Origin of the sequence: Allokutzneria oryzae (assembly GCF_042429765.1) — a bacterium.
Taxonomy (GTDB): Bacteria; Actinomycetota; Actinomycetes; order Mycobacteriales; family Pseudonocardiaceae; genus Allokutzneria; species Allokutzneria oryzae.
In genome coordinates this window covers 388,292-403,214 of the sequence record NZ_JBHLZU010000020.1, presented here as the reverse complement: position 1 = coordinate 403,214, position 14,923 = coordinate 388,292, and the positions used below count along the sequence as shown (strand labels likewise).

The 14,923-nt window shown below is 70.3% G+C and carries 12 protein-coding genes; 5 read left to right on the top strand and 7 right to left on the bottom strand.

Going from position 1 to position 14,923, the window contains the following annotated elements; genetic code table 11:
- Complete coding sequence (hrpB, locus tag ACFFQA_RS26325; RefSeq protein WP_377857604.1) at window positions 1–2,421, top strand: ATP-dependent helicase HrpB; 2,421 nt, start codon at window positions 1–3, stop codon at window positions 2,419–2,421.
- On the opposite strand, the gene ACFFQA_RS26320 is transcribed toward hrpB, so the two are convergent.
- The 5 genes from ACFFQA_RS26320 to ACFFQA_RS26300 all read right to left on the bottom strand — a co-directional run bounded on the left by ACFFQA_RS26320 (window position 2,418) and on the right by ACFFQA_RS26300 (window position 7,287).
- Window positions 2,418–3,590: an NAD(P)/FAD-dependent oxidoreductase gene (locus ACFFQA_RS26320; RefSeq protein WP_377857601.1), complete on the bottom strand. Its 1,173-nt coding sequence runs from the start codon at window positions 3,588–3,590 to the stop codon at window positions 2,418–2,420. The two genes, hrpB and ACFFQA_RS26320, sit on opposite strands and share 4 nt — an antisense overlap.
- 5 nt (window positions 3,591–3,595) lie before the next feature.
- A complete protein-coding gene (locus ACFFQA_RS26315; protein ID WP_377857598.1) occupies window positions 3,596–3,793 on the bottom strand; it encodes a ferredoxin in 198 nt (65 codons plus the stop codon).
- A 36-nt stretch (window positions 3,794–3,829) separates the two neighbouring features.
- Window positions 3,830–5,026: a cytochrome P450 gene (locus ACFFQA_RS26310; protein ID WP_377857595.1), complete on the bottom strand. Its 1,197-nt coding sequence runs from the start codon at window positions 5,024–5,026 to the stop codon at window positions 3,830–3,832.
- Between the two features lie 93 nt (window positions 5,027–5,119).
- The gene (locus tag ACFFQA_RS26305; RefSeq protein WP_377857592.1) at window positions 5,120–6,547 is read right to left on the bottom strand and encodes a sensor histidine kinase; all 1,428 of its coding nucleotides are present in this window, start codon (window positions 6,545–6,547) and stop codon (window positions 5,120–5,122) included.
- Window positions 6,544–7,287 (bottom strand): response regulator transcription factor, encoded by a 744-nt coding sequence (locus tag ACFFQA_RS26300; protein WP_377857589.1) that lies wholly within the window; start codon window positions 7,285–7,287, stop codon window positions 6,544–6,546. The genes ACFFQA_RS26305 and ACFFQA_RS26300 overlap by 4 nt, the downstream gene beginning before the upstream one ends.
- 77 nt (window positions 7,288–7,364) lie before the next feature.
- Here ACFFQA_RS26300 and ACFFQA_RS26295 point away from each other — a divergent pair, with 77 nt between their 5' ends.
- Window positions 7,365–8,003, top strand: coding sequence for a TetR/AcrR family transcriptional regulator (locus ACFFQA_RS26295; RefSeq protein ID WP_377857586.1), 639 nt, complete (start codon window positions 7,365–7,367; stop codon window positions 8,001–8,003).
- A gap of 89 nt (window positions 8,004–8,092) precedes the next feature.
- On the top strand, window positions 8,093–9,058 hold the full coding sequence (locus tag ACFFQA_RS26290; RefSeq protein ID WP_377857583.1) for a DUF6528 family protein: 966 nt from the start codon (window positions 8,093–8,095) through the stop codon (window positions 9,056–9,058).
- 231 nt (window positions 9,059–9,289) lie between these two features.
- Here the strand turns inward: ACFFQA_RS26290 and ACFFQA_RS26285 are convergent, their stop codons facing one another.
- Window positions 9,290–10,900 (bottom strand): diguanylate cyclase domain-containing protein, encoded by a 1,611-nt coding sequence (locus ACFFQA_RS26285; protein ID WP_377857580.1) that lies wholly within the window; start codon window positions 10,898–10,900, stop codon window positions 9,290–9,292.
- Between the two features lie 416 nt (window positions 10,901–11,316).
- Window positions 11,317–12,840, bottom strand: a complete 1,524-nt coding sequence (locus ACFFQA_RS26280; RefSeq protein WP_377857577.1) for an ArnT family glycosyltransferase — start codon at window positions 12,838–12,840, stop codon at window positions 11,317–11,319.
- 191 nt (window positions 12,841–13,031) lie between these two features.
- Between ACFFQA_RS26280 and ACFFQA_RS26275 the strand changes: the two genes are divergently transcribed.
- Both ACFFQA_RS26275 and ACFFQA_RS26270 read left to right on the top strand, forming a co-directional pair.
- Window positions 13,032–14,273 (top strand): sensor histidine kinase, encoded by a 1,242-nt coding sequence (locus ACFFQA_RS26275; protein WP_377857574.1) that lies wholly within the window; start codon window positions 13,032–13,034, stop codon window positions 14,271–14,273.
- Window position 14,274: 1 nt separating this feature from the next.
- The coding region (locus ACFFQA_RS26270) for a response regulator (RefSeq protein WP_377857724.1) at window positions 14,275–14,923 on the top strand (649 nt) is incomplete at its 3' end.

Genomic DNA, 14,923 nt, shown 5'->3' with positions numbered 1-14,923 from the left:
GTGGTCGCAATCGCGAGTAATTGGCATCAGCTTCCCGACCTGCCGGTACGTGCGGTACTTGACGAGGTGGGCGCGCTGCTGAGCGAGCACGGCACCGCCGTCCTAGTAGCGCCGCCCGGAACCGGCAAGACCACGCTCGTGCCGTTGGCGCTGGCAGCGGGCGGTGCGCGAGTTGTCGTCGCGGAGCCGCGGAGACTGGCCGCGCGGGCCGCCGCGGCGCGGATGGCGAGCCTGCTCGGCGAGCGGGTCGGCGAGACCGTGGGCTACTCGGTGCGCGGCGATCGCAAGGTGTCGGCGTCCACCCGGGTCGAGGTGGTCACCTCCGGCCTGCTTGTGCGGCGGTTGCAGGCCGATCCGGAGCTCGCGGGCGTGGACACGGTGATGCTCGACGAGATCCACGAGCGGCACCTGGACGCGGACCTGCTGCTGACGTTGCTGGTGGACGCGCGCGCAGGGCTGCGCGAGGACCTGCGCCTGCTGGCGACCTCCGCGACGGTCGCGGCCGAACAGGTCTCCGAGCTCCTCGGGTCGGCCCCGGTTCTGCGCGTGCCTTCGGTGGCTTTCCCGGTCGAGGCCCGCTATGTGGCGCCCGCGAGCCGCGAACGCATCGAGGGCACCGTCGCTCGGGCGGTGCGCGCGGCGCTCGCCGACTGCACAGGTGACGTGCTGGTGTTTCTCCCTGGCGCGGCGGAGATCCGCCGTGTCGGCGAAGCGTTGAGCGGCCTGCGCGACGTTGTGGTCCGCCCGTTGCACGGCCGGTTGCCCAGCGCGGAGCAGGACGCGGCCCTCCGACCGGGCGACCAGCGCAGGGTGATCCTGTCCACGGCGGTCGCGGAGTCGAGCCTCACGGTCCCGGGCGTCCGGATCGTCGTGGACGCGGGCCTGTCCCGAGTGTCCAAAGTGGACCACAGGCGGGGAATGGCCGGGCTGGCAACGGTTCGCGTCTCAACGGCGGTCGCGGAGCAGCGCGCGGGCCGAGCCGGGCGCGAAGCCCCCGGCGTGGTTTACCGCTGCTGGCCGGAGCACGAGCACGGCACACTGCCACGACACCCGGAGCCGGAGATCCGCACGGCCGACCTGACCCGCCTGGCGCTGGAGCTGGCGAGCTGGGGCACACCGGACGGCTCCGCGCTCTCGTGGTGGGACGCTCCCCCCGCCGGAGCGCTGAACGCGGGCCGCGAGGTGCTCCATGCCCTGGGAGCACTGGACGAACGCGGTGAACTGACCGAACGCGGACGCGGACTCGCCGAGGTCGGACTGCACCCGCGACTGGCACGATCGCTGATCGACGGAGCGGCGGCAGTTGGCGCGCGAGCAGCGGCCGAGGTCGTCGCCCTGCTCGACGACGACACGCTTGCGTCCGATGTGGACATCAGAACATCGTTGCAGCGCTTGAAGTCTGGCAGCCCAGCGACACAACGCTGGCGCCGCGAGGTGGACCGGCTCAAGAACCAGGCGCGAGGCGGAAAGGACCGCGAACCGGACCCAGCCCTCGTTGTGGCCCTTGCCCATCCGGAGCGGCTGGCCAAGCGCAGGACCGGCGGCGGACCGGTGTACCTGCTGGCGGGCGGGACAGCCGTGGAGCTGCCACCCGGAAGCGCGCTCACCGACGCGGAGTGGCTTGCCGTGGCGGTCGCCGACCGAGAACCCGGAAAGCGGCACGGGCGCATCCGACTGGCCGCCGTGGCCGACGAGACACTGGCGGTGTCGGCCGGGCGCGCCCTGCTCTCCGAAGCGGAGGAGGTGGGCTGGCAGGACGGCGACGTGGTGGCCCGCAGGGTGCGCAGGCTCGGAGCGATCGTGCTGCACGAGAAGCCACTGTCCACTCCGGACAGATCGGCAGTGCACGACGCACTCGTCGATGGACTGCGCAAGGAAGGCACCGCGCTGCTGAGGTGGTCGGAGGACGCGAGCAGGCTCCGCCAGCGGCTGGCGTTCCTCCACGAGGCGCTCGGCGGCGAGTGGCCGAAGGTGGACGAGGCGAGCCTCCTGTCCACTGTGGACGAGTGGTTGGACCTGTCCCAGGCGCGGCGGCGAGCGGACCTGGCGAAGATCGATGCTGGCGCGGCCCTGCGGCGGTTGGTGCCGTGGTCGCTGGCCGGGCGCGTGGACGAGCTGGCGCCGGAGCGGATCGCGTTGCCGTCCGGGACCAAGGCGAAGCTGGACTACTCGGGCGCGGAGCCGGTGCTGCCGGTGAAGGTGCAGCACGCCTTCGGCTGGACGGACACGCCCAGGATCGCGGGTGGCAGAGTGACGGTGCTGCTGCACCTGCTCTCCCCCGCCGGGCGCCCCACGGCCGTCACCAGGGACCTCGCGTCGTTCTGGCGGAACGGCTATCCGCAGGTGCGGGCGGAGCTCCGGGGCCGCTATCCCAAGCACCGCTGGCCCGAGAACCCCGTCGCTCCGCCCACCCCCGGCTAGCCGGCCATGGCCCGCATGAGCTCCTGGCGGTAGGGGCGCAGGCCCCGCGCGGAGTTCCAGCCCATGGCGGCGGTCAGCGCGCCGTCGCGGCGGTAGGCGGCGATGAACTGCCCCTCCTCCGGTGACCCTTCGACGATCTCCATCTCGTCGCCGGGCAGCGGCCAGCCGAACATCTGGATCTTCGTGTCGTACTGGTCGCTCCAGAAGTACGGCAGCGGCCGGTACTCCTGTTGTGCGCCGAGGAGGTTCGCCGCGACGGCCATCGCCTGCTCGGTGGCGTTGGTGCGGTGCTCCAGCCGCATCCGTCCCAGCACCGGGTGCTCCCAGGACGCCACGTCGCCCGCCGCGTACACGCCGGGCGCGGCCGAGCAGTACGCGTCGCAGCGCACGCCCAGCTCGTCGACCGGGATGCCGCTGCCGTCGAGCCAGTCGGTGACGGCGGTGGCCCCGATGCCGACCAGCATCGCGTCGGCGTCGACCCTGGTGCCGTCGGTGAGCACGACGCCGGTGACCCTGCCCGCCTCCGACAGCACGGACTCCACTCCGACACCGAAGCGCAGGTGGACCCCGTTCTCGGCGTGCAGGTTCGCGACCAGCTCTCCGATGCGCGGCCCGACCTGACGGGTCATCGGCACCGGCAGCGGGTCCACCAGGGTCACGTCCAGACCGAGCTTGCGCGCGGTCGCGGCGACCTCGCAGCCGATCAGCCCGGCCCCGACCACGACCAGCCGGGGCCCGGCGAGCAGCTCGACCTGCAGCGACAACGCGTCGTCGAGGGTCCGCAGCACGTGCACGCCACCGAGGCCGGTCGTGCCGGGCAGCGTCCTCGGCACCACGCCGGTGGCGATCACCAGGCCGTCGTAGCCGACCCGGTCGCCGCCGTCGAGCAGCACCTGCCGCCCGGCCGCGTCGACCCCGGAGGCCCTGGTCGCCAGGCGCAGGTCCAGCCGCAGGTCAGCGATCTTGTCATCGCCGCGCAGCTGGGTGCGTTCCGGCTCCCACGCCCCCGAGAGCACCTGCTTGGACAGCGGGGGCCGGTCGTACGGCAGGTGGGTCTCGGCTCCGACCAGGGTCAGGTGGCCGTCGTAGCCGCGCCTGCGCAGCGCCTCGGCGGCACCGAGACCGGCCGCCGAGGCGCCGACGACAACGATCCGTTGCACCGTGGTCACGCCTGTCACTGCTCCAGCACGGTGATCGCGGCGGCGGGACAGCGCTCGGCGGCCTCCTCGACGGCCTCGCGCAGCTCCTCGCCGGGACGCTCCATCAGCAGCACGACGACCCCGTCGGAGTCCCGCTGGTCAAAGACGTCCGGAGCGGAGAGCACGCACGATCCGGCTCCGCAGCACTTGTCCTCATCGATCTCGACTCGCATCAGAACACTCCTCGTCGTTCCTACCCGTCCCATCCTTCACCAAGCGACGGGCAGCCGGTGCACTCCGTAAATCAACATGTCGTGCTTGTACGGAATTTCCTCGCCTTCCGGCAGGTCGAGCCGCAGCGTCGGGAACCGGCGGAACAAGGCGGCGAGTGCGATCTGCAGCTCGACCCTGGCCAGCTGCTGGCCCAGGCACTGGTGCGGCCCGAACCCGAAGGACAGGTGCGTGATGCGCTTGCGGGTCGGGTCGAGCTCGTCCGGCTCGGCGAAGACCTCCGGGTCCCGGTTGCCCGCGGCCAGCGAGGCGAGCACCCACTCGCCCTTGCGGATGAGCGTTCCGCCGACCTCGATGTCCTCGGTGGCCAGCCGCCGGACGCCGTGCTGCACGATGGTGAGCAGCCGCAGCGCCTCCTCGACAAACTTGTCCACTGTGGACGGATCGGCGCGCAGGGCCTCGACCTTCTCCGGCTGGCGCAGCAGCGCGACCGTGGTCAGCGCGATCATGTTCGCGGTGGTCTCGTGGCCCGCGATGAGCAGCAGCAGGCCGATGGAGGCCAGCTCCAGGTCGCTGAAGGGCTGCTCCATCTCCTCGGAACGCTCGATGAGCCTGGTCATCAGGGCCGCGTCCGGCTCGCGCTGCTTGAGGTGCACCAGCTCCAGCATGTACTCGCGCAGCCGGTTGCCCGCCTTCATCCGCTCCTCGGGCGCCAGGTCCTTGGTCAGCAGCTGCTTGCTGTCCTCCTGGAACCGGGTGTGGTCGGAGTAGGGCACACCGAGCAGCTGGCAGATCACCAGCGACGGGATCGGCAGTGACACCAGCTCCACCAGGTCCGCCCCGTGCCCGGCGCGCTCCAGCTCGTCGAGCCGGTCCTCGACCAGCTGCCGGATGCCCGGTTCGAGCAGCCGGATCTGCCGGACGGTGAACTCCCCGGTCAACGCGCGGCGGAAGCGGGTGTGCTCGGGCGGGTCGAGCCGGATGAACGGCTTGACCGGCTCGTCGGGACGCGCGACGCCCGCCAGCTCCGGCGGGATGAAGTCGGAGGAGAAACGCGGGTCGCCGAGCACTGCGCGGACGTCTGCGTACCGGGTGACCAGCCAGGCCTCCTGGCCGACGAAGTCGAGCACCTTGGTGATCGGAGCCTCCTCCAGGAAGGCGGCGTACTCCGGCGGCGGCATCAGCGGGTCCACGCGCTGGGTCGGCAGCGGCGGGTGGGAGACGGGGCAGCTCATGGTGGGACTCCCTTTTCTCGCGGTGTGCCTCCAGGTCACCAGGGTCGGCTGACGCGAACCCGCACGGAAGCTGACGTCTTGCTGACAGGTGCGTCAGGACCGCCGGGGCAGGGTGACGGTGAACGTGGCACCGGAGCCGGGAACGGACTCCACGCGCGCGGAGCCGCCGTGCGCCTCGACGATCGCCTTGACGATGCTCAGCCCCAACCCGGACCCACCCGGCCCCCGGGACGGGTCACCGCGGTAGAACCGCTCGAAGACCCGCACGGCGAGCGCGGGATCGAGTCCAGGCCCCTCGTCGGAGACGGACAGGGCGACGGCGGCGTCCCCGACCGGCTGCAGGCTGACGTGCACCGCGCTGCCAGGCGGCGTGTGCTGCAACGCGTTGCCCAACAGGTTGCGCAGCACCTGGCGCAACCGGTCCGCGTCTCCGGGGACCATGGCGTCCACTGTGGACAGATTGAGCGTGATCTCCCTTGCCGGATCGATGATCCGGGTGTCGGACACGGCCTCTGAGGCGAGCTGCGCGAGGTCCACCAGCTCGCGGTCCAGCGGTCGCCCCTTGTCCAGCCTGGCGAGCAGCAGCAGCTCCTCGACCAGGGAGTGCATCCGCAGCGACTCGTCGCTGATCCGCGACATCGCCAGCTCGACGAGCGCGGGGTCGTCGATGCCTTGGAGGTACAGCTCCGCCCAGCCCCTGATGGTGGTCAACGGCGTCCGCAGCTCGTGCGAGGCGTCCGCGACGAAGGAGCGCAACCGTTCCTCGGAGCGTTCCCTGGCGTCGAAGGCACGGTTGATCGCGTCGGCCAGCTGCTCGACCTCGCGCCCCGCATCGGTGAGCTCCACGCGCCGCGCGGTGTCGCCGGTCGCGATGGCACTCGCGGTGGATGCCATGTCCCGCAACGGTTTCAGCCCGACCCGAAGCGCGCCGAGGGACAGCACGCCCACGGTCAGCACCACGGCGACGGTGGCGATCGCGATGAACACGGCGAGCTGGCCGAGCGCATCAGCGTTGGGGCGCAACGAGGTGGCGACGACGATCGCGACGAGCCGACGCGGATCGTCCTGCCCCCACAAGCGAACCGGCTCCGCGAGCGGACTCACGAGCACGCGGTACTGCGGTCCGTGCTCGGCGACCGACGGCACCGTGACGAGCGCGCGGCCGGAGAGCAGCTCCCTGGACAGCTCCGGAGCGGGCTCGGGCTGTCCGGACGGCCCATCCGCGGCCGCGGAGTCCAGGACCACACCGCCCGGCCCGACCAGTGCGACGTAGTTCGCGTTGGGACCGAAGGACCTCAGCGTGCGCATCGACTCCGTGGGCGGTGGGAGGTGCCGCAGGTCGAGGTCGCGCACACGGTGGTCGATGGTCAACAGTGCCGAGTCCACCCGTTCTTGCAGGTAGAACTGCATACACAACAGCGCGGCGACGTCGACGACCAGGATGCTGAGCGTCGTCAGCACCATGATCGTGGAGAGCAGCCTGCCCCGGAGGGAGCCGATCCGGTGCCGCACGGGGCTCACGCGCGCGGCGGCCGGAGGCTGTAGCCGAAGCCCCGCACCGTGTGCAGCAGCCGCACCCGACCGGCCGTGTCGATCTTGTGGCGAAGCCGGGAGATGAACTTCTCCACCACCGACCCGTCCCCACCGAAGTCGTAGCGCCACACGTGGTCGAGGATCTGCGCCTTCGACAGCACGCGCCCGGCGTTGACGAGCAGGTAGCGCAGCAGCTTGAACTCGGTCGGCGAGAGCTCGACGTACTCGCCCGCCCGCCGCACCTCGCAGGCCCGCTCGTCCAGTTCGAGGTCGGCGCAGCGCAGCACCGGCTCCTCGACGGCGGCCTCACCGCGCGTCCTGCGCAGCACCGCCTGCACCCGGGCCAGCACCTCGGCGACGCTGAACGGCTTGGTGACGTAGTCGTCGCCGCCCATGCCCAGGCCGCGCACCTTGTCCTCTGTGGAGTCCCTCGCGGTCAGGAACAGCACGGAAACCCCGGGATGGCGGCGCCGCATCGTGCAGCAGAGCTCGAAGCCATCGCCGTCCGGCAGCATCACGTCGAGGATCACCAGCTCGGGGCGCTCGTCCTCGATCAGCCGCAGCGCCTCCTGGCCACTGCGGGCGGTCGTCACCTCGTGCCCCGACAAGCGCAGCGTCGTCGCGAGCAGCTCCACGATGTGCGGCTCGTCGTCCACCACGAGCACCCTGGCACGTACCACCGGAGCCGCGTCCGGCTCCGCTACGCGCGTGTCCCCTCCAACACCCACCACGAGATCATTACACTGCATCCACTGCATGTTTGCAATGAATGCAGTTTCGCAGTCAATGCAGTAACCTGCCCGTCGTGACGGCGGAGCAGGGTCTGAGGGAACGCAAGAAGCAGCGCACCAGGGTGGCGCTTGTCGAAGCCGCACTCGCCCTGTTCGCGGAGAAGGGCTACGAGCGCACGACGGTGGCGCAGATCGCCGCCGCGGCGGACGTGTCGACGCGGACGTTCTTCGACCACTTCCCCAGCAAGGAGGACGTGCTCTTCACCCACCCGGTGGAGCGCGCGGAACTGGTGATGAACACCATCGCCGCCTGCGACGGCAGCGAGAGCCCCAGCGAGCTCCTGGTGCGCGCGCTGAAGGAGAACCTGCTCTCCACGGTGTGGAACCAGGACATCACCTCGGGCGCGGCGGCGCTGCGCATCTCGCTGCTCAAGTCGGTGCCCGCACTCCAAGCGCACGCACTGCACCGCCTGCTGGCCGTGGAGCAGCAGATGGCGGATGCGCTGTGCGCGGTCTACCCGAACCGGCTCACCCCGTACGAGGCTGCGGTGATGGTCGGCTCGGTGATCGGCGGCATCCTGGCAGCCGTCCGCGTGGCTGCGGTCGACTGCGAGGATCCCGACGTGGTGCGGCAGGAGCTGTACAAGGCGATCGACCTGACCTCGCGCGGCCTCGCGCACTTCGACCGGACGAGCGCGGCAGCGCTTTCGTAAGGTTGTTTGCCGCCAGCCCCGAACCGTGGTCGCCCACGCGAAACTGCTGGTAGACCTTGCTCGTCGTCGCCGACCGGAAGGGGTTTGTCGTGCTCAACAGGTTCACCGGTGTCGTTCTCGGCGCGGTCCTGGGCGCGGGCGCGCTGTCGGTCCCCGCAGTGGCGGACCCCGGCCCCGACGCGACCGTGAACGTCGTCACCACCGAACAGGCGAGCAAGAAGATCATGATCTTCGACCCGGCGGTGAGCAGCTGGGGCGGCGGCGCGGCGACGAAGTGGTCCTGGTCGCCGACCTCGGCCAACGGCTTCCCCACCGGGGGCTGGTCCAACCCGTCCGACGCCCGGCTGCGGTCGAACTCCCACCACGGCGGCGATGTCCTGGTCACAGCCGCTTCGGGCGGCTTCCTCGGCGTCGCCGCCTACCCGTCGGGCAAGCGCAAGTGGTCGGTGGCGGTGCCGGGAGCGGACAACCCGCACGCGGCGGAGGTGCTGCCGAACGGCAACGTCGCGGCGGCGGCGAGCCACGGTGGCTGGATCAGGCTCTACGCCGCGTCACAGGGCGCGGGAGCCACGAAGCACGCGCAGTACGACCTCCCCGGCGGCCACGGTGTCCTCTGGGACCCGCAGGCCAACCTGCTCTGGGCGCTCGGCGACCACCACCTGGTGGCGTTGAAGGTCGGCGGCACGGCGGCGAGCCCGACCCTGTCGGAGGCGAAGAAGATCGCGCTGCCGACGAAGGGCGGCCACGACCTCCAGCCGGTCTACGGCGACAAGGACCGCCTCTGGGTCACGACGGGCTCGAAGGTCTACCAGTTCGTCAAGTCCACCAACGCTTTCACGGAGAACTATCCGCAGTCGGCCGCGGTGAACCGCTCGGGCGTGAAGGCGGTCGGCAACCACCCGACGACGAACCAGGTGATCGAGGCGAAGCCGAAGTCGGGCTGCCGCACGTCCTGGTGCACGGACACGATCGACTTCTTCGGCAGCGACATGAAGCGCACGCGGACGGGAGCGGAGTTCTACAAGGCCCGCTTCTGGTACGCCGCCTACCAGTAACCCCACGCCTCCCCCGCGCCCCCTTCGGGACACCAGGAGCCCATCGGGACCAGGCCGTGTCTCGCAACCACCTCGCCGCCCCTGGTGCCCACACCCATCACACGCGCGCACCCCTCATTTCGCGTTTTGTAGTCATGATGCGAAATGGGAGCGCTCTCTCGCGCATTAAGACTACAAAACGCGAAAACCTGGGCGCGTCGGCCAGGCCACGCGAACGCTGTGGGCCGGGTGTCAGGCGGGAGTGGAGCCGGCGAGGCGCGGGGCGACGGTCGGCGTGACGCCCAGTGCGGGCTCGTAGGTGACCAGCGTGCCCTTGCCGTGCCGCTTCGCGCTGTACATCGCCACATCGGCGCGGCCGAGCAGGACGTCGGCGGTCAGACCGCGTTCCTGCGGGTCGGCGCGAACCAGGCCGATGCTGGCGCGGACCAGGTGGTGCTCTCCGCCGATCACGAAGGGCACGCGCAGCGCTTCGAGGAGGCGCTCGCCGACCTTGTCGGCCCGTTCCGCCTCGTCGAGCAGGATGCCGAACTCGTCGCCGCCGAGCCGGGCGACCGTGTCGGTGGAGCGCACGCAGGAGCGCAGCCGGTCGGCGATCGCCCGCAGCAGCGCGTCGCCCGCCGCGTGGCCGAGGCCGTCGTTGACGATCTTGAAGTCGTCCAGGTCGGCGAAGAGCAGGGTGACCGGGTGGCCCCGCCGGGAGCCGAGGTGGATGGCGTGGTCCAGGCGGTCGCGGAAGAGCACGCGGTTGGCGAGGCCGGTCAGCGAGTCGTGGAAGGCCTGGTGCTCCAGCTGGCGCTGGCTCTGCCGGATGCGGTCCAGCAGCCACATGTTCTCGACCAGGGTGACCAGCTGGCGCACCACGACCAGGGCGATCACCACGAGACCGAGGTAGATCTCCAGCGGTCCGGGGGCGTTGCCGAAGGCGGTGCGCACCAGGATGAGCGAGCCCGTCAGCACCAGCGGCAGGTACGGCATCAGCACGTGCACCCACTCGACGACCGGCAGCCTGCCATCCGCGCGGCGCGGCGGGGCCGCGTACATCGCGACGGGCACGGAGCTGGCCGGGGCGAGCGCGGCGAGCGCGAAGAGCACCGGGGCGGTGATGTAGCCGAAGTTCGCCAAGGCCGGGATCTCCTTCACGCCCGCGCTGACCAGGTAGGCGAAGATGCAGTCGGAGACGAACAGCGTGATCACGCCCATGCCGATGAACGCGAGCGGGAGCCGCCGCCCGACGAGCCGGATGGTGGCGAGCATGACGACGATGACCAGCAGCACGATGTCGATCAGCGGGTAGGCGATCGCGACGGCGAAGGCCAGCGGGGACGGCGAGCTGGCCCGCACCATCGACTCCATGACCGTTGTCCAGGTCAGGATGAACAGCGAGCCGACCACGATCAGGCCGTCGAGCACGAGCACCACCCTGGCCCTGGTGAGCCGCCGATCGATCGCCAGCACCACGGAGCCGGGCTGGCGGTGGTCGCTGAAGACGAGCAGGGCGACCAGCACGACCACCGGCATGATCAGGTAGCCGATGTCGGCGAGCGAGGGCTGGGGCGGCTGGCTGCGCAGGACGACGTGGTACCAGGTCCACACGACCTGGCCGAGGGTCCAGATCCCCCAGCCCGCGCCCATGATCAGCCGCCATCTGCGGTCGCTGCCGTGCCTGCCGCGCGCGGACAGCAGACAGCAGAGGGTGCCCGCGGTTCCCGCGGAGAGCTGGGCGAAGTTGTCCAGTGCGAGCACGGAGACCGGGGGCAGCAACCGGAAACCCGCCAGGATCACGACAACGATCGCCAAAGTCATCGCCGTCGCGGCGATCATGGCGAATCGTTTCCTGTCCATAACCCCAGTCACAGTCGGTAAAGGACCGAACACGGACAACTCACTGTAGTAATCGCCGGGTCCGACTGTCGACCAATTCGCCGGGGAACGACCTGCCACATCAAGGTTATGGAATTAGATCGATCGGGGCGTGTCGCGGGTCGTTGATCAGGACCGTGTGCAACATGCGGATTTGTCCGCCAAACGGCCCCTCACCAGCGCGTTCGATAGCGCACGCGACTCTCACGGCCGGTAATTGTTTGATCCACGATCAAGGGGGTCTCTCACTCGATTAGCGCGACCTCACCCGTACGTTGCAATGCGCATCGTTACCCGAACCCCGGGCCGATTCATGCGATCACGGTGTGCAACGTCACCCGAGCGGATGGCGCGGGGAAGCTCTCCGCGGGGCGGGAACCCGCGGAGAGCGGGCCAGCTCAGGCCATCCTGCGCAGCGTCGGCCACAGCCGCGCCCAGCTCCCGGTGAAGCCCTCGCAGAGCCAGATCGGCGTTCCGTCGACGATGCCGAGCCGGGTCGAGACCGCACCGTTCTTCGTGCACGATGCAAACTGCAAACGTAGCGGACCGGGGTCCTCTCCGGAGTAGATGACGTTCTTCGCGTTCTCCGGTGGCGTCCCGAAGTAGGAGAAACCGCGGTGCGGGCTGAAGGAGGCGGGCAGCCCCCGCTCGGGTCCGTAGTACGCCAGGGCGCTGGCCTCCCAGTAGGAGTTGCTGACGAGCACCGTGTCGCGCTGCTTTTCCGGAGACTGGGCGCGATACACCCCGGCCACCGCGTCGGCCAGCTCCGGCCAACCGAACTGGCCGCTGTCGGTGAAGTTCTCGAACTTGACCCCGATGTTCGGGTAGTCCAGCTCCGACTCCGCCTTCAGCGGAAGGGACTGCACCGCGAGCACCGCCGAGAGCCCGAACGCGGGCCACACGACCCAGGGCAGCCACCGCCCGGTCCGGCGGCGCTGGAGCTCCGCCGAGCCCGCCGCGAACAACAGCGGGAACACTCCCGCCGAGTAGTAGATGCGCCCGCCGGTGAGTGCGAACACCGCGACCAGCCCGACAACGGTCAGCCCCAGGAAGCGGTAGTCGCGAAGCTCCGGGGAGCGGAACAGCCGCCACAGTCCGTAGAAGACCAGCACCGTGCCGACACCGAGCCCCGCGGTCAGCAGGGTCGCAGGCAGGAACAGCAGTGGCCCGCCGAACAGCTCCGACTCCCCCGCGACGACGGCGCGCATCTCCAGCTGGGGCCAGCCGTTGGCGGCCTGCCACAGCAGCGTCGGCACGGTGACCACCACGGCGAGCAGCGCGCCGACCCACAACAGGGGCCTCCGGAGCAGGTCACGCGGGCCGAGCAGCAGCGCGCTGACACCGAGCACCACCCACAGCACCGGGATGAGGAACTTCACCTGGATCGCGACGGCGGTCACCAGACCGGCCCAGAGCAACAGCTTGTCGTTGCGCGTGCGCACCCACCGGACCACCAGCAGCAGCACGACCGCCCAGAGCACGGGGTCCACAGTGGACGTCGCGAGCAGCCTGCCGAGCATGACGGCGGAGAAGGCGTAGGCGCCCGCGGACGCCACCTGTGCGCCTGTCCTACCGCCGAACTCCCGCGCGAGCAGCGCCGCGGTGATCGCACCAGAGGCGGTGATCAGCGTCGCGGGCAGCCTCAGCCCGACGACGGAGCCACCGAACAGGTTGTCCATCGCCAGCGCCAGCAACGGCAGCATCGGTGGCTGGTCGGCATACCCCCAGTCGAGATGCCGACCGGCGGTGATGAAGTAGAGCTCGTCACCGAAAAACCCGTAGCGCCCGCTGAACAGCAACAGCACCAGACCGAGCGCCGCGGTCACGCCCAGCACCGGCCCCCAGGCGACCGAGGGGACGCCGGCTCCCTCCCGCGCCGACACCCCCTCGGCCGTGCCACCCCGTCGTACCGTCGACCCCATCGTTTCCTCCCCTTCGAACGGCCAGGGGTATTCGACCGCGCCCACAACAGCGCTGCCAGCGCGCAAGGTGTGCACTCAGTTCGACCAAAGTCTCGGCAGGGACGGGCCGGGGCTACTTTCGTATGGTCTGGCCACCGTCGAAGGGCGTCGCGGCGCTCCGAGTCGCCACTCCCGCCAGTACCGTCACCACGGTGAAGCGTCCACTGTGGCCGACCTGGCGAGACTTCGGGTTCGACATCGCGCCGTTGTCGTTCGTGGTGGGCGTCATCGGCCTCGTCATCGTGTCGGTGCGGCCACCGCTGAGCGACATCCTCTGGTACTCGATCGCGCTCGACCTGCTGGTGCCGCTGACGCTGCTGTTCTTCCGCCGCACCGCGCCGTTGTCCTGCCTCGCGGTGACCACAGTCGCCGCGCTGATCATGTTCGCCAGTGAGCTCTTGTGGCCGGGCATCATGGTCGCGCCGAACGACGTTGCCCGGCCGTGGCTGCCGCTGGCCACGTCGTTCGCGATCTACGGCGCGATGAAGTACGCCGAGCGCAAGTGGTCTGCCTGGTTGATGACGGCCGTCATGCTGGTCATCGCGATGCGCCCGTGGCAGCTGCTTCCGTTGGACAGTCCCGAGTTCGACGTGCGGCCGGCCGCGATCCTCTACACGGTCCTGCCCGCGATGCTGGGCCTCTACAACGGTCAGCGGCTCCGGCTGTTCCACGCGTTGACGGAGCGGGCGGAACGCGCGGAACGGGAGCAGCACCTGCTCGCCGAGCAGGCCCGCGCGGACGAACGCGTGAAGCTGGCGACGGAGATGCACGACGTGGTCACCCACCGGGTGAGCTTGATGGTGCTCCAGGCGGGCGCACTGCGGATCACGGCGGCGGACGAGGCGACCAGGAACTCGGCGGAGGAGCTGCGCGCGGCGGGCTGCCAGGCGTTGGAGGAGCTGCGCGACCTCGTCGGCGTGCTGCGGGCGGGGCCGAGGACCGACGAGGTGATCCCCGAGGACGGCTCCGACTCGACGGTGATCGACCTGACCGCGCTGGTCGAGGAGTCCAGGTCCGTCGGCGTGCGCACGGAGCTGATCGAGGACGGCACCCGGTTCGAGGCCTCACCGGTGGTGGGCAGGACGGCGTACCGGATCGTCCAGGAGGCGCTGACCAACGCGCGCAAGCACGCGCCGGGTGCCTGGGTGCGGGTCTACGTGCGCTACAGCGGCGACCGCCTGCGGCTGATCGTGCGGAACTCCGAGGCGACCTCGCCGGTGGATCCGAGCCTGATCGGAAGTGGCTCCGGCTCGGGCCTGCTCGGTCTCAAGCAACGGGTGGAGCTCGTGCACGGCAGGCTGCGGGCCGGTCCGACCGACAGTGGTGGCTTCGAGGTCGATGCGATACTTCCCGCCTACGTCCCGACGGTCGGGGGCCCACACGATGAACCGTGACGTGATCAAGGTGCTGGTCGTCGACGACGAGCCGATGGTGTGCGCGCACCTGCGCACGATCCTCGGCTCCGCAGAGGACATCGACGTCGTCGACCAGGCGCACGACGGCGCGGCGGCGGTGGAGTCCGTTGTGCGCCACCGGCCGGACGTCGTGCTGATGGACCTGCGCATGCCGGGCGTGGACGGGCTCACCGCGATCGAGCGCATCCACCGCATGCCGAGCCCGCCGACGGTCGTCGCGCTCACCACCTTCGACGCCGACCAGTACGTGATCAGGGCACTGCGCGCGGGCGCGTCGGGCTTCCTGGTGAAGTCGACTCCCCCGGAGGACCTGATCGGCCTGGTGCGAGTGGCGGCCGACGGTCACATGGTGCTCTCCCCCGCGGCCGCGAAGCGGCTGGTGGCGGCCTCCTCGGACGAACAGGCTGCGCGCGACAAGGCGCTGGCGCTGGTCAACGACCTCACCGAACGCGAGTCGGAAGTGCTGACCTGCCTCGGCGAAGGCCTGTCGAACGCCAACATCGCCGCCAAACTGCACCTGAGCGAAGCGACGGTGAAGGGCTACGTCTCCCGCCTCCTGGTGAAGCTGGAGTGCGCCAACAGAACCCAAGCGGGCCTACTCGCCTACGACGCGGGCCTGGTAACCCGCT